We start from the raw sequence: 19,656 nt of genomic DNA, 5'->3' as shown, positions 1-19,656 counted from the left end.
CTCAACGCAGCCGCAGGTCGTCGTTGCGTTCGAAGAGCGCGACGGTCCAGTCGATGAACACCCGCACCTTGGCGCTCAGGTAGCGGTTCGGGGCGTAGAGCACATGCACCGGAATCGCCGGCGTGCACCAGTCTTCGAGCAGCGGCACGAGCTGCCCGGCCTTGATCGCCGGACCCACCGCATAGCTCGGCGCCTGGATGATGCCAAGGCTCGCCAATCCGGCGGCGACGTAGGAGTTGGTGTCGTTCACGACGAGCTTGTGATCGAGCACCAGGTCGGTCGCGGCGTCGCCGGCGGAAAAGCGAAACGGCAGCGCGCGGGTGCTGCGCGCGGACATCATCCCGACAGCCGGCCGCTCGCGCAGTTCTTCCGGCGTTGTCGGCGCGCCGTGCAGCTCCAGGAAGGCCGGTGTGGCGCAGGTGACGAACCGGAAGACGCCGATCCGCCGCGCCACCATCAGCTGCTCGCTGACCTCCCCGGCACGGATGGCGCAGTCGACGCCTTCGGCGACGACGTCGGCGCGCCGGTTGCCGACACCGAGCTCCACTTCGACGTCCGGGTACTGGCGCTGGAAGTCGGCCATGGCGGGCACGATGACCATCGCTCCGATGGCGGCGGCCGTCTCGACGCGCACCTTGCCCGAGGGCTTGCCCTGCGACAGGCGCGCGGAGGATTCGATGTCGGCGAGATCCGCCAGCAGGCGCACGACCCTTTCGTAGTAGATCGCGCCTTCGGGGGTGACAGTCACGGAGCGGGTCGTGCGGTGCAGCAGCCGCACCTTCAGGTCTTCCTCGAGACCCTGGATCAGCCGGGTCACCGTGGCGTTCGGGACGTCGAGCGTGTCCGCGGCCTTGGTGAAGGAGCCTGCCTCCACCACCCGGACGAAGGCATTCATCGCGGCGATGCGGTCCATGCTGAGGCTCCTCCGTTGAGACGGAGGGCCATCATAGATCGATCGCGGACTTCAGCGGCCGTTGAACGCCAGCACCGGGCGCGGCTTGCCGGCCTTCAGCGCATCGACCGCCGACTTCAGCCCGCGCTGGACATCGTCGGTCTCGAACAGCGGCATGGCGATGTCGAACATGGCGTCGTCCGCCGAGGCGACGCCGCCCACCGCCCAGGCCCGCAGCAGCGCCTTGTGCGCGGCGTAGGCACGCGTGGGCCCCACCGAGACCTTGCGCGCGAACTCACGCGTTTCCTTCAGCAGATCGGCGTCCGCCACCACGCGATTGACCACGCCGAAGCGCTCCATCGTGGCCGCGGGCACCCGCTCCGAGGTCATCGCCCATTCGGAGGCCCGCGAGCGGCCGGCACGTTCGGCGACCCGGTAGATGCCGCCGAGCACGGTCACGATGCCGAGCGACTGTTCCGGATGGCCGAAGGTCGCCGACTCGCCCGCGAAGATCATGTCCGCTCGAACCGCCAGCTCGAGCCCGCCGCCGAAGCAGAGGCCCTGCACCGCCGCGATGACGGGCATCGGCAGCCGCTCGAAGCGGTTGAAGACCGACAGGTAGTGCTCGAAACGGCTGCGCAGTTCGCGAACGCTGGCGCCCGGCCAGCTCATGATGTCGCCGCCGAACGAGAAGTTCTCGCCCTCGCTGCGCACCAGCACCGCGCGGGCCTCACTGCGTTCGATGGCCGTCACGGCGGCGGCCAGCTCGTCGATCATCTGGTCGTCGATGCGGTTCTGGGGCGGCCGGTCGAGCACGATGGTGGCCAGGTTTTCGTCGAAGGCGACAGTCAGGTGGGGCATGGCGGGTCCTCTGTAGGGTCAATGGGCAAACTCAGCTCAGGTGCTGCCTGAACCATTCGACGGCCGCCGTGCTGGAAGCCTTGAAGCCGCCCAGATAGGGGTCGAAGTGACCGCCCTCGATCGTCACCAGCCGCTTGGGCTGCAGCGCGCGCTCGTAGGCGGCGAGTTCGAGGTCGGTCAGCGTGATGGTGTCGCGTGTCGCCACCACCATCAGCAGCGGCGTCGGCGAGACGCGTGCGATCCAGTGGCCGGGCTCGTACATCCGCGCGGCGCGAGTGGATCGCACCGTCACGTTGTTCTCCCAGGCGCCTTCGGGCACCGGCTGCAGGTAGAAGTCGATCGCGTCGCTGGCGCGGTAAGCGGCGGGAATGGCCGGACCGGCGCTCACGATGGCCTGCCGGCGCGGCGGTTCTCCGCGCAGTTGCGCGCGGTCGTCCTCTGCGAACATCTCCTCGATGAGGTGGATGTTCTCCGGCGCTATGCGGCGCAGGCCCTGCTCGAAGCCGCTGATGGTCGGCACCTGCGCCACGACGCAGCGCAGGCGGCGCTCGGTCGCGCCCAGCACGATCGCGTGCCCGCCGGCATAGCTCGTGCCCCAGAGCCCGATGCGCTTCGGGTCGACGACTTCGAGGCTCTCCAGATAGCTGATGGCCCTTCGCCAGTCGGCAACCTGCCGCCATGGATCGACGTCCTGCCGCGGCACGCCTTCGCTCGCGCCGAAGCCGCGGTGGTCATGCAGCAGCACGACGAAGCCTGCTTCGGCGAATGCCCTGGCGAACGGCTCGATGCCGTGCTCCTTCACGCCGGCATAGCCGTGGGCCATCGTGATGGCGGGACGCCGGCCTTCGCCCGGCGGCACGAAGAGCCAGCCGCGCAGCTTGACGCCGCCGTCGACCTCGAATTCCACATCTGTACGTTTCACCATGTCGATCTCCTGTTCAGTCCTTGGGGTGGGCCGCGCCGAAGAAGTGGCTGGCCGCCACCTGGCCCTGCACCCGGCGGCCGAGTTCGGCCGAGAATTTCAGGGCGCTTCCCAACGGCCTGTGGTGGATGGCGGCCCGGACGATCTTTCCCTCGTCGTCGCGGGTGAGGATCGTCACGCCCGAGAGCTTCTCGCCCCCGAAGGCCTGCGCCTCCCATTCGAGGTAGGTGCGCGGGCCGCTGGTCGATTGCTGGGTGAAGGCCAGCGCCTCGTAGATCGTGCTGGCGGCGCCCATGACGGTCTTGACCTGCTCGGCGCCGACGACCGGATGGGCAAGCACACTGGCCTCGAGCACGATGTCGCTCGCGAAGGCCTCGGCGAACGCCGTGGAGGACTTCTGCGCGAACGCGCGGGTCCAGCCTTGCGAGGGCGCCGCGGTCGGCCGGGCGTCCAGCGCCCGGAGAAACTCGGCCAGCACCCCAGCGAAGGCCTTGGGCTGCTCGACGTGCGGCCAGTGGCCCGCTTCGCCGATGGACGCCACCGTGGGCGCCTCGAAGCGCGGCAGCACCGCCTGCGCGACCACTTCGGCGGTGACGAACGGATCGAGTTCACCCCGGACGATCAACGCCGGTCCGTGATGCCGGCTGGCCTGGGCCCCCAGCGCATGGCCCTGGTTCCACAGGTCGGCGAAGACGCCGACCGAGGCCGCCGCGACCGGGTCGCCGAGCCGCCCCAGCTTTTCCAGCTTCTCGTCATCGAGCCGGACGCCCAGTTGGCGCCGCAAGCCGCGCTGGGCATCGGGATCGCCACCCAGTGCATGGAAGGGTTTCATGGCCTCGTCGGGAAGGTCGGTGCCCACGAGCGGCACCGGGGTCAGCAGCACCAGCGCGCAGACCTGCGACCCGAGCAGGCCTGCCGCCAGTTCCGCAACCTGCGCGCCCATGCTCTGGCCGACGAGCACCACCGGGCGGGCGAGCGCGCGGACCTGCCTGGTGACGTCTTCCGCGAAACCGTCGAGGCTGTACGGTCCGGACTCGGCCACCCGCAGGCCCATGCCCGGAAGCTCGACACACAGCGCATCTGCCGCGCGCTCGCCGAGTTCGGCGACCACCTCGTCCCAGGCGGCGGCGCCGTCGAGGAATCCGTGCACGAAGACCAGTGTCGGACCCGGCGCGCCGGCGCGAGCTTCGTCTGGAAGAGAGGGATGGGATGCGGTCATTCGATTCTCCTGTGTCATCTGTTCGGGTTTCAGCGCGTCGCGCCGGAGGCGGACCATTCCTTGCTGTCGATCGGCGAATAGCCGTCGGCATGGCCGTCGAGGCGCCCTGCCCGCTGCCCGCGAAGCGACGCCAGCAGCTGTTCGTCGAGCGGGGTCGTGAAGGCGTTGTGCACCAGCGTGTACTCGGCCGCCAGGCGGCCCACGGCCTGCAGCGCGCCGGTATCGATGCGTCCGCCCTTGAGATAGACGTCGTCGCGGATGTGGAAGCGGACCACCTCGCCGAAGACCACGTGGTCCCCCAGGTCGCCCATCGGGATGAGCCGGTCGAGCCTGCATTCCAGTGCGATGGGTGCGCCCTTGACGCGCGGCGGCCTGACCGCCACGGAGGCTTCCTTCTCCAGTCCGACCGCAGCGAACTCGTCGGTGTTCGAGTCGAATTCGAAGGCCGACCTGTGCATGGCGTGCGCCTGCGGCAGCGTGACCATGTTGACCACGAACTCGCCGGTGTCCCGAATGTTGAAGAAGGTGTCCTTGAGCGTCACGCCGTCCGAGCGCGGCTGGAGCGACAGCGAGACCATCGGCGGCTTGCGGCCGACGGCGGTGAAGAAGGAGATCGGGGCGAGATTCGCCACGCCCTCGCGGGATTGCGTGCTGACCCAGCCGATCGCGCGGGGCAGGATGGAGCCGATCAGCAGCTTGTAGGCCGAGGTCGGGTCGAGGGTCGAGGCGTCGATGATCATGAGGGCTTCCCGGTTGAGGAGGCGTGACTGTAGAAAGCCGGCTGCGGATCGGTAAGGCCACGCGGCACAAAACGCTTTTTCAGCCGCGTCAATAGAGCGCAGGAACGCGAGGCGACTTTTTCAGCCACCGCAAAACCGCATTGCCCCGGACCGCCTTTTTCTGAAAGAACCCGACGACTAGATTCGAGACACCCCAGCCCATCGGAGCAAGCCACCATGTCCCCCCTGAGTCCTCTCGCATCCGGCGCCCGTATCGAGTCCCGGCTTCCCGGCTTCCATGCGGGAGCCATCGAAGGGTGGCGCGGCATCCATGTCCGGCCGATCGAGCCGGAAGATTTCGAACGCGAACGCGCATTCGTGGATGGGCTCTCACCACGCACTGCCTACCAACGCCTGATGTCGGCGAGAAAGCCGTCGGACGAAGAGCTCCGGCGCTGGACCGACATCGATCGATCGCGTGAGGGAGCCATGGTCGCGACGGTCTTCGTCGATGGCCTGGAACGGCAGGTGGGGGTTGCGCGCTACGTCATCGAGGGCGCCGACGAAGAGGCCGAGATCGCCATCGTGATCGCCGACGACTGGCAGGGCCAGGGGCTCGGCGGGCGTCTGCTCACGGCATTGATCGATCTGGCCCGGCAGTCGGGCATCAGGCGGCTGGTCGGGAGCACCTTGTCGGAGAACAGGGGCATGCTGGCGCTCGCCCGGCGATTCGGCTTCACGCTCTCCAAGGAGCCCGGGCTCGCGATCATCACCAACTTGCGCCTGGATCTGCAGGCAGGGCCGGTTCGTCATCGTCGCGCAATGTGAGGCCCATAGCATCGCGGTCGAAGCCGGCACATCAGCCGCTGCAACGATCCAAGGAAATCGACACATGAAAGCCTCGCCCATCATCAAGATCGTCTCGACCACGGCCATTGCGTGGATGCTCGCAAGCTCGGTGCATGCCCAGGCCGGCCGCAGCCGCGCCGACGTGCAAGCCGAGGCGATCGCTGCCGCCCACGCGCCCAACCAGAACGTCACCCGCGGGTCGCGCGGCGCCGAACCGTTCAACTCGGTGGCCGATCCCGCGGCGGTGCAGCAGCAGGCCGTCGACACCGCGCGCGCGCCCAATCAGAACGTGACACGCGGCTCGCGCGGCGCCGATCCCTTCACCTCGACGGCCGACCCCGCCGTGGTTCGGGCCCAGGCCGAGGCCGCTGCCGCCGCCCCCGATCAGAACGTGACCAGCGGGTCGCGGGTGAACAGCAAGGTCGTGTCGACCCTGCCCAATGCAGCCCAGGTGCGGGCGGAGGCTCAAAAGAGCGCGCCTCGGTGAAGGGTGACGGCCTGCGGTCGAAACCTCAAAACCAGCAATAGTTGACGGAACGCCACATTCCGCTTGCCGGTAAGTGACGGCTCCGGCAGACCCGCGCACAATCCCTCGAGCCGTCCGGCAATCCAGATCGCCGGGCCTGTCCGAAGGAGGGTTCGGCCATGGGATGTGCGTCTCGACGAGTGCCCGGCAGAGGCGCTCCGGCCCGGCGGCCGGCTGGTGGGCCGGGGACGCACCTTGCCCGGGCCTGCACACGCATATCGGCCGCCGCCGCCCTCTGTGCAGGCAGTTGCGGCGCCTTCGCCCAATGCAGCCCGGCACCTGCCGGCGCCACGACCCTCTGCAATCCCGGCGCCAGCATCGCCGCCCTCGCTCGGCCGCAAACCGGCGCCTACATGGGCATTCAGCGAATGACGAGCTTCGCCTTCGTGCACAGCCTGCAGGATCGGTGGGGCGACCCGCTGCAACTCAGCCCGGGCAACGCCTGGATCCGCGCCGGTGGCCAGGGGATGAGTTCGACCAGCGCCGACGGCCGGTTCGACACCGACAGCAGGGGCTGGGTCCTGCAGGGTGGCGCGGACGTCGCGAAATGGTCGCTTTTCGGCGGTGCGGACCGCCTGCACCTCGGCGCCATGGCCGGCTATGCCAGCGGGCGCACGGACGCCAACGCCCTCGGCAATCCGATCCAGGCGCGCGGCGACTTCTCAGGCGGCGCGATCGGCATGTACGGCACCTGGTACCAGAACGACCGGAGCCGGCTCGGCTGGTACACGGACGTGTGGGGCCAGTACGCCGGCTTCAGCAACACGGTCGATACCGGCCTTCCCTTCGACCGCACGGGCTACGACTCGCACATCAGCATGTTCTCTGCCGAAGGCGGCTATGCCATGCCATTGGGAGCATCCGGCAACTGGGTGCTCGAACCACAGGGCCAGATCATCTATCTGCACAACCATTCGTATGTCGCCCTCGAACCGACTGGCCTCGCCGTCAAGGGCTCCCATCGCAGCGCCTACACGTCCAGGCTCGGACTGCGGCTGCGCAGCACCTCCTCCCCCGATTGGGGCTGGGGCGTGCGGCCCTATGCGGCGTTCAACTGGTGGTACGACAACACCGGCGAAGAGCTCACGGTCAACCAGTTCTCGGTGCGCGACATGTACCCGGGCAGCCGCTATGAGGTCAAGGCGGGCGTCAATGTCGATTTCAAGCCGGGCTGGGCCGGCTGGGGCGACGTCGGATGGCAGTGGGGCAACCAGTCCTACCAGGCATGGACAGTGCGCGGGGGCATGAAGTACGCGTGGTGAGTGGGGTTGACGAACTGTGCGCTAGGAGGTGTCCGATCGCATGCGGCGCACGGCGGCCCGCAACTCGCGCACGCTGACCGGCCGCTCCAGAAAGTCCGTCGCCTCCAGCCGCGCGATGTCGACGGCCGTGCGGAACGCGGAGTGCGGACCCAGGACGATCACGGGCAAATCCACACCGCGTTGCCTCAGTGCGCGCACCAGCCCGAGCGTCGCGGCCTCGTCGACATCGGCCGACGCGATCAGGCACCGCCCCGGACCACTGGGCGGCCGGGCGAGGAACTCCTCGCCGTCGTCCACGAACTCCACCGCATCGGCGATGCGTGCCAGTGCCGATTCGATCCACGCGCGCTCATCCTGCTTGAATCCGAGGACGTGGACGGTGGTGGACATGGCTTCGGCGTCTCCCCGAGGCATTGAGGGTGCCGGTTCCGGGCTTGCACCGAACCGGTGTCCGATGGTGCCGCCATCCAGGCGAAGCGACCATCCCGGCGAGCACGCAGGACCACGTACGTGGACGGACACGCACCATTGGCGGCGATTCCGCGATCCAATGTGAAGCATGAATCAGGCACCTGCCCTTGCGATCGCCATCTCGATTGCCTTGACCGGCGGACTGCGGCCGGCACCCGCTCGTGCGGGGCCTGCGGAACAGGCCCTCGCGAGCAAATTCGCCTGCATGTCCTGTCATTCCCAGACCCAGAAGCTGGTGGGTCCCTCCTTCGATGCCATCGCTGCCAAATACGGGGGCGACAACCCGAAAGCGGTGGATGCGCTGATCGCGGTCATTCAAAAAGGCGGCTCAGGCGTATGGGGTCCGGTGCCGATGCCCGCGAATCCCCAGATCTCCGAGGCGGACGCCCGCACGCTCGCGACGTGGATCCTCAGCCGCAAGTGAGGTCCCGGGCGGACCCATCGCCTGCCGTCTCGCGATTCCTCGTCATCGCAGCCCGACCAGATCCATGCGGGACATCGCCTCGGCGATTTCTCGCACCCTGACCGCATCGCCGGTCTCGAAAGCCGAAATCATCGCGCCGAGACCTTCGTTCACCTCGTCGGCTGCCGCCAGGTCGCGCCGCAGCCGTGGCCGGATGTCGGACCACAATCTTTCGATCTCCGCAAAGTGATTCGGGGGAGCATCGCTCCATTTCGGGAAATCAGCGGGCGAGCAGCGGGCCGCCACCCGCAGGCAGGCGGCCAGATCTTCCAATGCTTCCAAGAGCCTCGCGGATGCCATCGAGAAAGGGATTGCGTCCGGGATCCGACCGCAACAGGACCATTTTTTTCCATCTTCCACGCGAAGATCGCATCGCGATATTGCACCTTGGTGCAAGGCGAATTGCCCTCCGGGGCAATCGGTTGTGCGGACCTCGGCCCCGCGGCGCGATGCCGCTATCCGGCCGGCCCTAGAGATCAGGCAGATCGGCCCGGTCGACGGAACCGTCAGTGCGCTGGCGCCCTTGGCATCCTTGATCGCGAGGTTGACCAAAGGCATGTACTCACCGCTGGCGGTGGCGAACAGCAAGGACAGGGGATAGTCCTTCCGGGCTGAAGGTTGCAGGGCCTTGCGTCTGCGGCGCTGGAATGGCGGGCAGGTTCTGGGCCGGCAGGGGCGTCGCCATGGCGGAGAGCACAACAGTGGCGGTACCGAGGACCGGAGACATGAGGCGCATGGGAATCTCCTGCGCGGCAGCATCGCGACAGGTCAATTTTGGAAAGAGCACCCGCCCCGCCATCCCTGCGGCCACCTAGAACCACGTACGTGTTGATGGCAGGGTCACAGTCCCGCGAACTGGGCGGGGCCCGCCATAGAATTCAACCCACTCACCACGCGCCCTATGTCAACGTACCGCTTGCGCCGGAAGATGCCGATCCTTGCCGCGATGGTCCTCGCGGGCGGCTGGAGTTCCTGTGCCGTGGCCTTCGATGACTTCGAGGGCACCTATGTCAACGGCAGCACCACGATCACGTGGCGCGCCGGAGGGCACTCGGGCAACGAGTTCCTGTCCAGCCGATGTCCGGGCAAGAAGTTCAGCCACCGCACGCAGCCGGGCGATGCGCACAAGGGCAAGGACTACACGGTCCGGTCGGACTTCGGCTTCACGAAGCTGGTGGTGACCGGCTCCAGCCCATGCCTGCCTCGTGGGACCTACAGGCGGGCAGGACCGTAGACGTGCGGGCGTCATCTCTCGTCGTCAGGACCCACTCGTCTGCTTGAGCGCCCGACGGCGCGTCACAACTGCTCTGCCAGCGCCTCGCGCAGCGCCACCAAGGCCCTGTCGTCCTCGCTCGACTTGCGGCTCACCAAAGTAAGGATCAGGCTCGGGGCGCTTCTTCCCAGCGACACCTGCCGCACGGGGTAGGCCTTGCGCAGGGATTCGTCGAGCATGTGGATGATCGCCACGCCCAGCCCGCCGCTGACCATCGCGATGATGGCGGGCGCCGAATCCAGTTCCAGCGCGCCGCGCTTGTCCGGCACGAGCGAAAGAACGTGCCGTGCCGCCATGGCGCCGGTGACCGTGTTTCTGTCATATCGGATCCAGTCGTAGCGGCGCAGCAATGCCGTCGGGCTGGACTCGGTGGAATCGGGTGGCGCTATCAGTATCAGGTCGCGGCGCGCCAGCGGCCACCATCTCAGGCGATCGCTGCCGCCCTTGGCAGGCATGGCCACCACAGCCGCATCGAGCTGCCCTGCCTTGACGTCGGCAATCAGCGACGCACTTCGGCCACGCTGCGGTCGCACCGCAAGACGCGGGTGCCGCCCCCGCAACGAAGACAGCGTGCCGGGCAGCAGGGAAGGCAGCAGCGACTCGATGATGCCCAGCCGCACCACACCTTCGATGGCCATGGACGGACGGCGCCGCAGTTCCTCGAGCCGCAGCAGCCCTTCGCGCATTGCCGATGCCACGTCGAAGGCGGTGACCAGCGGGCGCACCTGTGCGCCCGACCGGTCGAAAAGTGCGACGCCCAAGTACTGCTCCAACTGTTTCATCTGCATGCTCACCGCGCTGGGCGTGAGGTTCATCTGCACGGCTGCGCCCGCAAAGCTGCCACTGCGGATCACGGCGTCCAGCGTTGAGAAAGTCTCGATCTTCATCAAAGTTTCTGACGTTGGGATTCAAGGATCATCGCTTTTTATTGATCGCTTGCAAGCCTAGACTGATCTTCATCGAGTGGCCGCGCGTCGCGCCGGCTCTGCACCAACCCGAAAGGACAGAAGCGCAATGAGCACCCCCTTCCAAGTCCGGCCATGGCTGGCCGAGGACGTTCGCCACGACACGTCATGGATCATCCGCATGACCGCCGAGGAAGTGGCGGGCTTCGATGCAGCGCTGGCCCACGCCCAGGGCACCGGCAAGGGCCTGCTGGAAATGAATCAGGAAGATTTCCCCTTGCCCGATGCGTCGCGGGCAGTTCTCAAGCGCGCCATCGACACGACCCAGGAACGCTGGGGCATGTGCCTGCTCAAGGGATTTCCGGTACAGCGGTGGACCGAGGCGCAGACTCGCCTGGCCTACTGGGGCATGGGGCTGTATATGGGCGTGGGCCGCACGCAGAACCGCGCCAGCGAGATCATCAATGACGTGCGCGACGCAGGCGGCAATTACAAGATCAAGGGGGGGCGCGGCTACAACACCAATGCCGGCCTGGATTTCCACCAGGACTCCTGCGACGTGGTCGCGCTGCTGTGCCGTCGCACCGCCAAGAGCGGGGGCACCAGCAAGGTGATCAGCTCGATCGCGCTGCGCGACGAAGTGCAGCGGCTACGCCCCGACCTGATTCCGGTGCTGCAGCAACCCTGGTTCCACAGCTACCAGGGCACGCAGGACCCGGCGCAGCTGCCCTTCTACAGCTGTCCGATCTTCGGTGACGACCCGATCCATTTCTGCGCCCGCACCAACCGCAAGAACTCCGATGCGGCCCAGCGCGACTTCGAGGAAGTGCCACGCCTGACGCAGGCACAGATCGAGGCCCTGGACCTGCTCGACGAACTCATGCCAAGCGACAGGCTCTGCTATTCGATGGAACTGGAACGCGGCGACCTGCAACTCTTGAACAACTACGTCACCCTCCATTCGCGCACCAACTTCGAGGACTTCGACGAGCCCGACAAGAAGCGCCATTTGCTGCGCCTGTGGCTGTCGATACCTTCTTCACAGCCTCTGCCCCCGCAGTGGGAGGAGTATTACGGGGACGTGCGCCCGGGCGCCGTGCGTGGCGGCGTCCGCGGCAGCGCCATCAGCGCCGAATTCCTGGCCTACGAGGAGCGCCATGCCCGAACACTGGGCATGGCCTGGCGACCCTGGCGGCCAACAGTGACGCGAGAGACCGCTGCGGCGAACGCCGGCTGACGCGGAGCAACCTTCGCGCCACCCGAAAAAGGAGACAAGACATGAATAGACGCAAGACACTGCTCCTGCTGGGCGCGGGCGCGGCGGCCCTGGCCGCCCCGTGGGCACAGGCCCAGACCGTGACCCGTATGCTGGTGGGCGCCACGCCCGGCGGCGGCACCGACATCGTCGCCCGCGAGCTGGCTCTGGAACTGAGCAGGCGCCTGGGCCGACAGTTCATCGTCGACAACCGGCCCGGTGCCGCGGGAAACATCGCAGCCCAGGCAGTGGCCAAGTCGCCGCCGGATGGCAGCACGCTGCTCTTGAGCTACACCAGCCACGCCATCAACCCATCGCTGTATGGCAAGCTGCCTTTCGATGCGGTCGCGGACTTCACGCCATTGGCAGGCATCGCATCTCTGCCGGGCATCCTCGTAGCCCGTCCCGACCTGCCTGCCAATGACATCAAGGAACTCATTGCGCTGGCGAAGTCCAAACCGGGCAAGCTCAACATTGCCATTGCCGGACTGGGCAGCTCCAATCACCTCGCCAGTGAGGTGCTGAAACTGGACGCGGGCATCAATATCACCGGTGTTCCATACAAGGGCACCGGTCCGGCGCTGCAGGACGTCTTGGCCGGCCAGATCGACCTGGTGATTTCCGGCGTGGCCAGCGTGCAACAGCTTCTGCGTGCTGGCAAGGTCAAGGCATTGGGTGTGACCAGCAAGCGGCGGCTGGCGGATTTCCCCGAGGTGCCCGCCATCGCCGAAGCCGTGCCCGGATTCGACTTCAGCTCCTGGTATGGCCTGTTCGGGCCCGCGGGCATGCAGCCGGCCGAGGCGGCGCGCATTTCCGCCGCTGCGCGCGAGGCGCTGGGCTCGCCTGCCATGCGCGAACGCTTCAAAAGCGAGGGTCTCATCGCCATGGGCACAGGCCAGGAGGAGTTCGGCCGTTTCGTCAAGAGCGAGATCGTCCGCTGGGGAAAGATCGTCCAGGCAACGGGAGCGAAGCCGGAATGAGCGGGCTGCGTGAACGGCTGCGCCGAGACCTGCCTCTGCTGGCGCCAGGCGTCTACGACGCACTGACTGCCCTCCTCGCCCAGCAGGCCGGCTTCGAGGCACTTTACCTCTCGGGCGGCGCGGTCGCCTACACACAGCTGGGCCGTTCCGACGTTGGGCTGACCACCGCCAGCGAAACGGCGGACGTACTCGCCCGCATCACCGATCGGGTGCAGCTCCCGGTGATCGTGGATGCCGACACCGGCTACGGCAACGCGCTGAACGTGCAGCGCACCGTGCGCGACTTCGAGCGTGCCGGCGCGGCCATGATCCAGTTGGAAGACCAGCGCTTTCCGAAGCGCTGCGGCCACTTGGCCGGCAAGACGCTCGTCAGCCGCCAGGAGATGTGCGGCAAACTGCGTGCCGCACTGGATGCGCGGCGCAGCGCCGAAACGCTGATCTTGGCGCGCACCGATGCGGTCGCCGTCGAGAGCACGCAAGCTGCGTTCGAGCGGGCCGAGGCCTATCTCGAATGCGGCGTGGATGCGCTTTTTATCGAGGCCTTGCGTTCCCGCGAGGAAATGCGTGCGGCGTGCGAGCGTTTCGGCCACCGCGTACCGCTCCTCGCCAACATGATCGAAGGCGGGCACACGCCGATCAGCAGTGCGGGCGACCTGGGCTCGCTGGGCTTTCGCATCGTGATCTTTCCTGGTGGGACGGCCCGCTGGGTCGCAGCCGGCCTGCAGCGCTACTTCGCCTCGCTGCAGGCCGAGGGCACCACGCAGCCGCTGCGCAGCCAGATGCTGGACTTTGACCAGCTCAACGAGGTGATCGGAACGCCGGAGCTTCTGAAGCGGGGTGCGGCCTATGCAGGCGATCACACGTAGACGATCTGGCGGCGGCTACCTGACCACCGGCAGGAGAGCACCTGTTCATCGTCGCTGATGCCAGGCCGCATGCTCTAGTCGGTGGCTACGGGGCGTCCTGCCGCGCATGAGCGCAAACGCACGACTCAGGGCGCTGGCGCTCGAATAGCCGCATTCGCGCGCCACATGCGCCAGCGCCATGCGGCTCGTGGTGAGCAGGTGGTCCGCGTGTTCCAGACGCAGCCTCGCCACGTACTGCCGCACATTGAAGCCGACGGCGTCGGCAAAGCGTCGCGACAGACTGCGTTCGCTCAAACCGACATGCTGTGCCAGCGTAGCCAAGCTCGGCACCGGATCCACATCGCGCTCGAGCATTTCCTGCACCGCAAGTACTTGCGCGTCGCCGTGCCGCTTGTACGCGGCGCTCCAAAGCGCGAGCTTGTTGTCGGCAGGAAGCGCCTCGGTACTGGTGTGCCTCAGGAAGCGACGTGCGCGCTGCATGCCGAAGAACCGCTCGATCAGGTGGGCACATGCATCCACCGTGGGACCGATGCCGCACACCGTGATGATGTCGGCGGCCGCCACGATCCTGAGGGAGGACCGGTAGCGGATCTCCGGAAAGCGGCGACGGATGATCGATCGCTCGCTCAGCAATCCGGTGGCCTCGCGCCCATCGAGCAAGCCTGACTTGGCCAGCAGCAGCGCGCCGCCGAAGCTCATCACCAGCGCGCCACCTGCATGTTGCCGGCACAGCCATTGGCAGTACGCCGCGTCGTCTTCGGTCGTTTCGGCTGCCGGCGCGAACTGGGCGGGCACGACCACCACGCTGAATTCACCCGATCGCTTCAGCGTCAGGTCCGGCGTCAGCGGCAGGCCGCCGAAGCTGATGACCGGAGCCTTGCTCCGCGCCACCAGGCGAACGTCGAACAGTGCACTCGCGGCGATGTCGCTGTTGCGCGCCGCAAGGGTGCCGGCGGCCTGGAGCAGGTCGCGCACCAGCAGCACCGAGCCTGCCCACGGGCGCTCGGGAAGCAGGATGGCCACGCGCACAGGAGCGGTGGCAGGTGCTTTCGTGTCAAGTATCTGGCGCTTCATGACAACAGATTCTGCGCTGCCTTTGATTCAATCGGAGCATTCGAGATTGCATTTGAATGTTCCCCATGAATGAAGCACGCAAACTGCTGGACCGCGACGAGTTGCTGATGTTGCAGCGCAAGTCCACCTGGAAGGCAGCCTGGATGCTGTTGGTCAACTGGGGCCTGATCGCGGCGAGCTTTGCCGTGGTCATCGCCCGGCCCGGCATCGCCACGGTAGCGCTCGCCATGCTGGTGCTGGCCGGCCGCCAGTTGGGGCTGGGCATCCTCATGCATGAGTGCGCGCATCGCTCCTTGACGCCCTCTCGCCCGCTGAACGACTGGATCGGCCAGTGGCTGTGCGCCGCGCCAGTGTTCGCCGACCTGTCGATCTATCGCAGCTATCACATGACCCACCACATGAAGACCGGCACAGAGGACGATCCGGACCTGGCCAACTACCGTGGCTATCCGGTCAGCCCATCCTCACTGGCACGCAAGGTTCTTCGCGACCTGCTCGGCCTCACAGGCCTGAAGGCGGCAGCCACTCTCGCCGTGCTGTATGCGCATGCGGAGCCTGAGAAGCTGCGATTCGGCTATGCCTACAAGAAGCAGAGCGCCGACCCCGCGGCAATGGATGGCGATGGTTCCGAAAAGCGCAAAGTGCGACACCTGCTGTGGAACTCCCGCCGCATCCTGCTCGTACATTCCTTGGCGCTGGTCCTGTTGTGGACCTGCGGTCACGCGATCGCCTACCTGCTGTGGCCGGCGACCTGGCTGACCACGTACATGATGGTCAGCCGCATCCGCAATGCCGCCGAGCATGGCGCACTTCCGGGCACGGTGAGCCAAGACATCTGGTCGAACACGCGGACGGTCCTCGCGGCGTGGTGGGAGCGCTTGCTGTTCGCACCCAACTTCGTCAACTTCCACATCGAGCATCACCTGGTGCCGACCGTTCCCTCCTACAACCTGCGGCGGATGCACCGGCTGTTGAGGGACAAGGGAGTGCTTCAGCAGGCCCACGTCGCCGGAGGATATGTCCAGGTCATACGGAGCCTCGTCGGCAAGCTTCACGGCGCAGCGCCTGTCGCCTCGGTCGACTTTATCGGCACTCGCAGACCGGCCAGCAAGCGCTGATACTCCGGGTTGCTGCGCAACAGATCCCGCCCGGTGGCGATCAGGCGCTCGACCTGCTCCTTGTCCAGCGCAAAGCTGGTCGGGATCCCGTTCAGGAACCGGCGCAGCGGCAGATCGGGCACGTCCTCGAAACTGAGGCGGACGAAGTACGAGGTCACGGGCCGTTCCGGCGTCGAGAGTTCGCGCGTCCAGCGCTCGAGGCCCTGCTGCGTCTGTTGAAGCGTTGACACGTTGTACCGATCCAGCTGCACATTGGTGACAGCGTTCATCGTTTGCTCGAAGGACGGCGCACGGTTGCTCTCCCCGATGCCCGCGGGCGTGTCGGCGGCGGCGTTGACCGAGATGATCGCGATGCGACGCGGCGCGGCGATGCCGAGCGTGCGGAGGTATTTCTCGGCACCACCCGCGAGTTCCACGGCGTCCAGCAGGGCGCGCAGGCCGAGGTTGTCCGTGATCCCGCCATCGACGAACTGGGCATAGCGGTACGTCACCTTGTTCCGGTAGGCCAGATCATCCTGCACCACCATGCTCAGGTAGTCGTTGTCGGCATCACGCCGCTGCGCGGCCACCAGCCATGGCGGCATGCCGGCGGCGCAACCCGCGTAGTTCTCCGCCACCACCGGTTCGAACAGCACGGGAACGGCACTGGACGCCGTGACGGCGCGGGCCAGCGGGAAACTGCTCAGGTCCGAGCACAGAAGATCGAAGTACTCCTGGACGAAGGAGAACCGGCCGCCCGAACTCAGGTCCGAACTGTTGATCAGGATCAGTGGCGCCGCCGGCCGCCGGGCCAGATCCCCGAAGGTCGCATTGCCGAACAGCGTCTGCTGGTAGTAGGCGACCGCCATTTCGGTGCGGCCGTGGCTGCTGAACCACCGCACGGGGTTCAGCAAGCCGCGCAGCAGGGCGCCCTCGACGTCGCTGCGCAGGAAGCGCTGCTCGTAGTCGACGAAGAGGCGATCGCCGTAGAGGCCATAGTAGGCCGACGTGAAGCTCCCGCCGGACACCGAGCTGATGACATTGATCGCATCCAGCAGGCGCTGCTCCTTGCCGTCGATGCGCACGCGCGTGTCGCGCAATTCCTGCATGACGCCGTAGGAGAGGGCGGCGGCGCGCGTACCGCCGCCCGAGAACGCAACGGCCAGCGTCAACTCGCCGGAATGCCGCTGCGGGTCGCGAGCGAACTCACCCAGCGAGTAGACCGGTCCCTGCCGACCTGGCGACAACGGCAGGTTGTCGACCACGCCGTAGCTGGTGCAGGCGCCAAGTGCGAGCACCATCCCTGCCAGCAGGAGCGACAGCAGGCCCTGGCGGCGCGCGAGGACAGCCGACGAAGCCGCCATGTCACACGCCCACCAGGCTGTCCGGCAAGAATGCGGCTAGGACTTCCTGACGACCGATGTGGCGATCGCCTGCGTGATGGTCATCTTCATCTGGTCGCCGACCTTGACGCCGTTCAGCATCGCCGGGTCCTTCACCTTCACTTCGGTGAAGTGACCGAAGGGCCCCCGGACCATCACGGTGCCCTTGGCCTGGTCGATGGCCCAGATGTTCGACACCAGCGTGGTCTGCTTCATCGCAGCCCCGCCGGGCAGCTGCCCGACCTGGGCGCGGTCGACGGCCGCCGTCGACGTCGCCATCCGTATCCCGTTGCCGGTCTGGAAGTCCAGCGCCACCGACTGGATGTAGGTGGCGTCGACCATGTCGCCGACCTTGACCTGTGCCAGGTTCTTGACCCGCGGGTCGACCATGACCGCGAATTCATTCCCCTCCGGCCCCTTGAGCGTGACGATGCGGTTCTTCGGGTCGATCGCGGTCACCAGCGCGGAGATCGAGACTTCCTTGAGCATGTCACGGACATCCAGCACCTTGGGGGTGGCTGAAGGCGTGCTCGGCTGCGCCAGGGCCGGCGCGCTGAAGGCCAGCGCCGAAGCCAGTGCGAGAACTGTGTACTGGGCTGCTTTCATTTCAGGTTTTCCTTTCACGTCCGGTAGGCGGAGCGCTCGCACCCCGCACTGCGGATTTTCAGGATTGCGATGCCGCGCGCCATCCGGACGGCCACGCAGGACCACGTACGTGTCCTGCCCGGCCCCCCACGTACGTGGCCTACGTGGCCACCGGGATAGGTCGCCGGCGTCATCGGTCTGAGAATCCCCCAACGGGCCCGGAAGGCGGCCGATTTTCGGAGAGTGCCCATGTCTCGCAAGCGTCGCTCCACCATCACGGTCTTCGGTCTTCTGGCGCCCGGATGCGCCCTCTTGCTGAGTCTGGCGCCGTCGGCCGCGGTGGCGCAAGCCGCAACCAGTCCATCGGGACCCGTGGTCTTCCTCGACCAGGGCTGGACGCCCGCCGAACGTGCCTGGTACTACCAGGTCTCGCAAGGTTCGGCCGTGATGTCGTACGACCTGTTCCTGAACCTCGAAACGGCAGGCAGCCAGGAGTTGTTCCGATCCGATGCCAACAGCGATCGCTTCGGCCTGATCACCCAGCCCGCCGATCCGCAGAACAACCCCGATGCGCTGCCGATCGGGCTGAGCAAGACGGTCGTCAAGAGGAAAGGCAGCAACGTCGAAGACGTGCAAATCGGCCTGACCTGCGCCGCCTGCCACAACGCGCAGCTCAACTACCAGGGCAAACGCATCCGCATCGACGGCGGCGTCGCCAACACCTTCGACATGATGGGCTACGTCGCCGCGCTCGACGATGCGATGCAGGCCACGCTGGCGGACAAGCAGAAGTTCGACCGTCTCGCGGCGAAGCTCGGCGCGATGAGCGCGGACGCGAAGAGCGAGCTGGGCAAGCGCTTCGAACGCGAAGCCATTCCGGTCCACGACTACCGCACGCGCACGCTCGCCACGCCCATCGTCTGGGGCCCGGCCCGGATCGATGCGATCTCCGCCATCGTCAACCGTTTGCTGGCCATCGAAACCCGCATCCCGGAAAACCACTCCACGCCGCTCGCGCCCACCAAGCCACCCTTCCTGTGGAACGCGCCGCACGGCTCGTGGACCCAGTGGCGCGCCTCGCAGCAGGACCCGATCAACCGCAATCTCGTCGAATCCATGGGTGTCTACCTGCCGATGAACCTGCATGCCAGGACGCCGGAGGAAGGGCTCTTCGAGTCGAACGCCCAGCTGCTGAACCTGCAGCAGATCGAGAACCAGTTGACGCGGCTCGCCCCGCCCAAGTGGCCGGAGGACATCTTCGGGCGGATCGACCGGCAGAAGGCGGCCGCCGGCAAGGCGCTGTTCGCGACCCATTGCGCGAGTTGCCACAACGCGTGGCCCTACACATGGACCGCGCCGAACAAGTACGGCAAGCGCTTCCTGGAGGTCGGGGTCGTGCCGCATGCCTATGTGGGCACCGACCCGGGTCAGTTCGACAACCTCCGGCCCTACGCCATCACGGGCAACCTCGCGCCCTATCTTCCGGAACCCTTCAAGGGCAAGGAAACCGTTCCGACCGGCGCGCTGTACCTGATCACGCAGAAGCTGGTGCTGGATCGGGCGCTGTCACAGGTCAAGCTCGACGAGCAGCAGACCATCAACCTGCACGGCTACCGCGAACTGCCGACGCCCCGCCAGCGCGAGGACGTGTACAAGGCCGCCCCGCGCGACGGCGTATGGGCGACGCCGCCCTTCATGCACAACGGATCGGTGCCCAATCTCTACGAGATGCTGGTCCCCGCCAAGGAGCGGACCAAGACCTTCTATGTCGGCCGCGAATTCGATCCGGTCAAGGTGGGCCTGGACACCAGCGGCAGGACCGGCCGCTTCCTGCTCGACACCTCGCTGCGAGGCAACTCCAACGCCGGGCATTCGTTCGAGAACGGGCCCCTCGGCAACGGCATCATCGGCCCCTTGCTGACCGATGCGCAGCGCTGGGAGCTGGTCGAATACCTCAAGTCGATTCCCGAGGAGCCGGGCCGGGTCACGCCCTTCGGCGGCCCACCCAACGCTGTCACCGGCACCGGCCCGTGGACGCGGAACTGAAAAGCCCGA

Annotated in this window: 21 protein-coding genes; 10 read left to right on the top strand and 11 right to left on the bottom strand. The window is 66.8% G+C overall.

The annotated features are described in order from the left end of the window. Window position 1: 1 nt before the first annotated feature. Genes AC1DF3_RS09930 through AC1DF3_RS09910 form a run of 5 tightly spaced genes read right to left on the bottom strand, consistent with a single transcriptional unit; the run spans window position 2 to window position 4,634 of the window. Entirely contained in the window at window positions 2–913 is a 912-nt protein-coding gene (locus tag AC1DF3_RS09930; protein ID WP_286531146.1) for a LysR family transcriptional regulator, read from the bottom strand. 51 nt (window positions 914–964) lie between these two features. Beyond that, entirely contained in the window at window positions 965–1,753 is a 789-nt protein-coding gene (locus AC1DF3_RS09925) for an enoyl-CoA hydratase/isomerase family protein (RefSeq protein ID WP_301810367.1), read from the bottom strand. A 31-nt stretch (window positions 1,754–1,784) separates the two neighbouring features. Further along, complete coding sequence (locus AC1DF3_RS09920) at window positions 1,785–2,678, bottom strand: alpha/beta hydrolase (RefSeq protein WP_478139530.1); 894 nt, start codon at window positions 2,676–2,678, stop codon at window positions 1,785–1,787. Between the two features lie 13 nt (window positions 2,679–2,691). Continuing rightward, complete coding sequence (locus AC1DF3_RS09915) at window positions 2,692–3,894, bottom strand: alpha/beta fold hydrolase (RefSeq protein ID WP_478139529.1); 1,203 nt, start codon at window positions 3,892–3,894, stop codon at window positions 2,692–2,694. Window positions 3,895–3,923: 29 nt separating this feature from the next. Next, window positions 3,924–4,634 carry a flavin reductase family protein gene (locus AC1DF3_RS09910; protein ID WP_478139528.1) on the bottom strand — a complete coding sequence of 237 codons (711 nt, stop codon included), beginning with the start codon at window positions 4,632–4,634 and terminating at the stop codon, window positions 3,924–3,926. Window positions 4,635–4,850: 216 nt separating this feature from the next. Here AC1DF3_RS09910 and AC1DF3_RS09905 point away from each other — a divergent pair, with 216 nt between their 5' ends. The 3 genes from AC1DF3_RS09905 to AC1DF3_RS09895 all read left to right on the top strand — a co-directional run bounded on the left by AC1DF3_RS09905 (window position 4,851) and on the right by AC1DF3_RS09895 (window position 7,250). Further along, a complete protein-coding gene (locus AC1DF3_RS09905; protein WP_478139527.1) occupies window positions 4,851–5,441 on the top strand; it encodes an N-acetyltransferase family protein in 591 nt (196 codons plus the stop codon). Between the two features lie 64 nt (window positions 5,442–5,505). Next, window positions 5,506–5,949 (top strand): hypothetical protein, encoded by a 444-nt coding sequence (locus AC1DF3_RS09900; protein ID WP_286531136.1) that lies wholly within the window; start codon window positions 5,506–5,508, stop codon window positions 5,947–5,949. A 158-nt stretch (window positions 5,950–6,107) separates the two neighbouring features. Then, window positions 6,108–7,250: an autotransporter outer membrane beta-barrel domain-containing protein gene (locus tag AC1DF3_RS09895; protein WP_478139526.1), complete on the top strand. Its 1,143-nt coding sequence runs from the start codon at window positions 6,108–6,110 to the stop codon at window positions 7,248–7,250. A gap of 21 nt (window positions 7,251–7,271) precedes the next feature. Here AC1DF3_RS09895 and AC1DF3_RS09890 read toward each other — a convergent pair whose 3' ends face one another. Beyond that, window positions 7,272–7,640, bottom strand: a complete 369-nt coding sequence (locus AC1DF3_RS09890) for a response regulator transcription factor (RefSeq protein ID WP_286531133.1) — start codon at window positions 7,638–7,640, stop codon at window positions 7,272–7,274. Window positions 7,641–7,809: 169 nt separating this feature from the next. On the opposite strand from AC1DF3_RS09890, the gene AC1DF3_RS09885 reads away from it, so the two are divergent. Next, window positions 7,810–8,145, top strand: coding sequence for a c-type cytochrome (locus tag AC1DF3_RS09885; protein WP_286531131.1), 336 nt, complete (start codon window positions 7,810–7,812; stop codon window positions 8,143–8,145). 42 nt (window positions 8,146–8,187) lie between these two features. Here AC1DF3_RS09885 and AC1DF3_RS09880 read toward each other — a convergent pair whose 3' ends face one another. After that, a complete protein-coding gene (locus AC1DF3_RS09880) occupies window positions 8,188–8,772 on the bottom strand; it encodes a hypothetical protein (protein WP_478139525.1) in 585 nt (194 codons plus the stop codon). Between the two features lie 340 nt (window positions 8,773–9,112). Here AC1DF3_RS09880 and AC1DF3_RS09875 point away from each other — a divergent pair, with 340 nt between their 5' ends. After that, window positions 9,113–9,418, top strand: coding sequence for a hypothetical protein (locus AC1DF3_RS09875; RefSeq protein WP_478139524.1), 306 nt, complete (start codon window positions 9,113–9,115; stop codon window positions 9,416–9,418). 62 nt (window positions 9,419–9,480) lie between these two features. Here the strand turns inward: AC1DF3_RS09875 and AC1DF3_RS09870 are convergent, their stop codons facing one another. After that, on the bottom strand, window positions 9,481–10,344 hold the full coding sequence (locus AC1DF3_RS09870) for a LysR family transcriptional regulator (protein WP_286531124.1): 864 nt from the start codon (window positions 10,342–10,344) through the stop codon (window positions 9,481–9,483). A gap of 127 nt (window positions 10,345–10,471) precedes the next feature. On the opposite strand from AC1DF3_RS09870, the gene AC1DF3_RS09865 reads away from it, so the two are divergent. From AC1DF3_RS09865 to AC1DF3_RS09855, 3 genes are read left to right on the top strand one after another with little or no spacing between them, the layout of a single operon-like run. Next, entirely contained in the window at window positions 10,472–11,599 is a 1,128-nt protein-coding gene (locus AC1DF3_RS09865) for a TauD/TfdA family dioxygenase (RefSeq protein WP_286531122.1), read from the top strand. Window positions 11,600–11,640: 41 nt separating this feature from the next. Beyond that, a complete protein-coding gene (locus AC1DF3_RS09860; protein WP_286531119.1) occupies window positions 11,641–12,597 on the top strand; it encodes a tripartite tricarboxylate transporter substrate binding protein in 957 nt (318 codons plus the stop codon). Further along, window positions 12,594–13,463, top strand: a complete 870-nt coding sequence (locus AC1DF3_RS09855; RefSeq protein WP_478139523.1) for an isocitrate lyase/PEP mutase family protein — start codon at window positions 12,594–12,596, stop codon at window positions 13,461–13,463. The genes AC1DF3_RS09860 and AC1DF3_RS09855 overlap by 4 nt, the downstream gene beginning before the upstream one ends. A gap of 45 nt (window positions 13,464–13,508) precedes the next feature. On the opposite strand, the gene AC1DF3_RS09850 is transcribed toward AC1DF3_RS09855, so the two are convergent. Further along, window positions 13,509–14,537, bottom strand: coding sequence for a GlxA family transcriptional regulator (locus AC1DF3_RS09850; RefSeq protein ID WP_478139522.1), 1,029 nt, complete (start codon window positions 14,535–14,537; stop codon window positions 13,509–13,511). 65 nt (window positions 14,538–14,602) lie between these two features. On the opposite strand from AC1DF3_RS09850, the gene AC1DF3_RS09845 reads away from it, so the two are divergent. After that, window positions 14,603–15,655: a fatty acid desaturase family protein gene (locus AC1DF3_RS09845; RefSeq protein WP_478139521.1), complete on the top strand. Its 1,053-nt coding sequence runs from the start codon at window positions 14,603–14,605 to the stop codon at window positions 15,653–15,655. On the opposite strand, the gene AC1DF3_RS09840 is transcribed toward AC1DF3_RS09845, so the two are convergent. Both AC1DF3_RS09840 and AC1DF3_RS09835 read right to left on the bottom strand, forming a co-directional pair. Beyond that, on the bottom strand, window positions 15,589–16,899 hold the full coding sequence (locus tag AC1DF3_RS09840) for a patatin-like phospholipase family protein (RefSeq protein ID WP_478139520.1): 1,311 nt from the start codon (window positions 16,897–16,899) through the stop codon (window positions 15,589–15,591). The two genes, AC1DF3_RS09845 and AC1DF3_RS09840, sit on opposite strands and share 67 nt — an antisense overlap. 135 nt (window positions 16,900–17,034) lie before the next feature. Continuing rightward, window positions 17,035–17,622, bottom strand: coding sequence for a hypothetical protein (locus AC1DF3_RS09835; RefSeq protein ID WP_286531110.1), 588 nt, complete (start codon window positions 17,620–17,622; stop codon window positions 17,035–17,037). Window positions 17,623–17,850: 228 nt separating this feature from the next. Here AC1DF3_RS09835 and AC1DF3_RS09830 point away from each other — a divergent pair, with 228 nt between their 5' ends. Beyond that, window positions 17,851–19,647: a di-heme-cytochrome C peroxidase gene (locus tag AC1DF3_RS09830; protein ID WP_478139519.1), complete on the top strand. Its 1,797-nt coding sequence runs from the start codon at window positions 17,851–17,853 to the stop codon at window positions 19,645–19,647. Window positions 19,648–19,656 lie beyond the last annotated feature (9 nt).

This window comes from Variovorax sp. 10N432 (genome assembly GCF_056394465.1).
This window is presented reverse-complemented; position numbering and strand designations above follow the sequence as displayed.

Bases quoted from the DNA above. Each gene is read 5' to 3' on its own strand.
- AC1DF3_RS09850 (WP_478139522.1), bottom strand. From the start codon at position 14,537: ATGAAGCGCCAGATACTTGACACGAAAGCACCTGCCACCGCTCCTGTG.
- AC1DF3_RS09875 (WP_478139524.1), top strand. From the start codon at position 9,113: ATGCCGATCCTTGCCGCGATGGTCCTCGCGGGCGGCTGGAGTTCCTGT.
- AC1DF3_RS09915 (WP_478139529.1), bottom strand. From the start codon at position 3,894: ATGACCGCATCCCATCCCTCTCTTCCAGACGAAGCTCGCGCCGGCGCG.
- AC1DF3_RS09930 (WP_286531146.1), bottom strand. From the start codon at position 913: ATGGACCGCATCGCCGCGATGAATGCCTTCGTCCGGGTGGTGGAGGCA.
- AC1DF3_RS09890 (WP_286531133.1), bottom strand. From the start codon at position 7,640: ATGTCCACCACCGTCCACGTCCTCGGATTCAAGCAGGATGAGCGCGCG.
- AC1DF3_RS09845 (WP_478139521.1), top strand. From the start codon at position 14,603: ATGAATGAAGCACGCAAACTGCTGGACCGCGACGAGTTGCTGATGTTG.
- AC1DF3_RS09860 (WP_286531119.1), top strand. From the start codon at position 11,641: ATGAATAGACGCAAGACACTGCTCCTGCTGGGCGCGGGCGCGGCGGCC.
- AC1DF3_RS09855 (WP_478139523.1), top strand. From the start codon at position 12,594: ATGAGCGGGCTGCGTGAACGGCTGCGCCGAGACCTGCCTCTGCTGGCG.
- AC1DF3_RS09925 (WP_301810367.1), bottom strand. From the start codon at position 1,753: ATGCCCCACCTGACTGTCGCCTTCGACGAAAACCTGGCCACCATCGTG.
- AC1DF3_RS09905 (WP_478139527.1), top strand. From the start codon at position 4,851: ATGTCCCCCCTGAGTCCTCTCGCATCCGGCGCCCGTATCGAGTCCCGG.
- AC1DF3_RS09910 (WP_478139528.1), bottom strand. From the start codon at position 4,634: ATGATCATCGACGCCTCGACCCTCGACCCGACCTCGGCCTACAAGCTG.
- AC1DF3_RS09830 (WP_478139519.1), top strand. From the start codon at position 17,851: ATGTCTCGCAAGCGTCGCTCCACCATCACGGTCTTCGGTCTTCTGGCG.
- AC1DF3_RS09870 (WP_286531124.1), bottom strand. From the start codon at position 10,344: ATGAAGATCGAGACTTTCTCAACGCTGGACGCCGTGATCCGCAGTGGC.
- AC1DF3_RS09895 (WP_478139526.1), top strand. From the start codon at position 6,108: ATGGGATGTGCGTCTCGACGAGTGCCCGGCAGAGGCGCTCCGGCCCGG.
- AC1DF3_RS09900 (WP_286531136.1), top strand. From the start codon at position 5,506: ATGAAAGCCTCGCCCATCATCAAGATCGTCTCGACCACGGCCATTGCG.
- AC1DF3_RS09920 (WP_478139530.1), bottom strand. From the start codon at position 2,678: ATGGTGAAACGTACAGATGTGGAATTCGAGGTCGACGGCGGCGTCAAG.
- AC1DF3_RS09865 (WP_286531122.1), top strand. From the start codon at position 10,472: ATGAGCACCCCCTTCCAAGTCCGGCCATGGCTGGCCGAGGACGTTCGC.
- AC1DF3_RS09885 (WP_286531131.1), top strand. From the start codon at position 7,810: ATGAATCAGGCACCTGCCCTTGCGATCGCCATCTCGATTGCCTTGACC.
- AC1DF3_RS09835 (WP_286531110.1), bottom strand. From the start codon at position 17,622: ATGAAAGCAGCCCAGTACACAGTTCTCGCACTGGCTTCGGCGCTGGCC.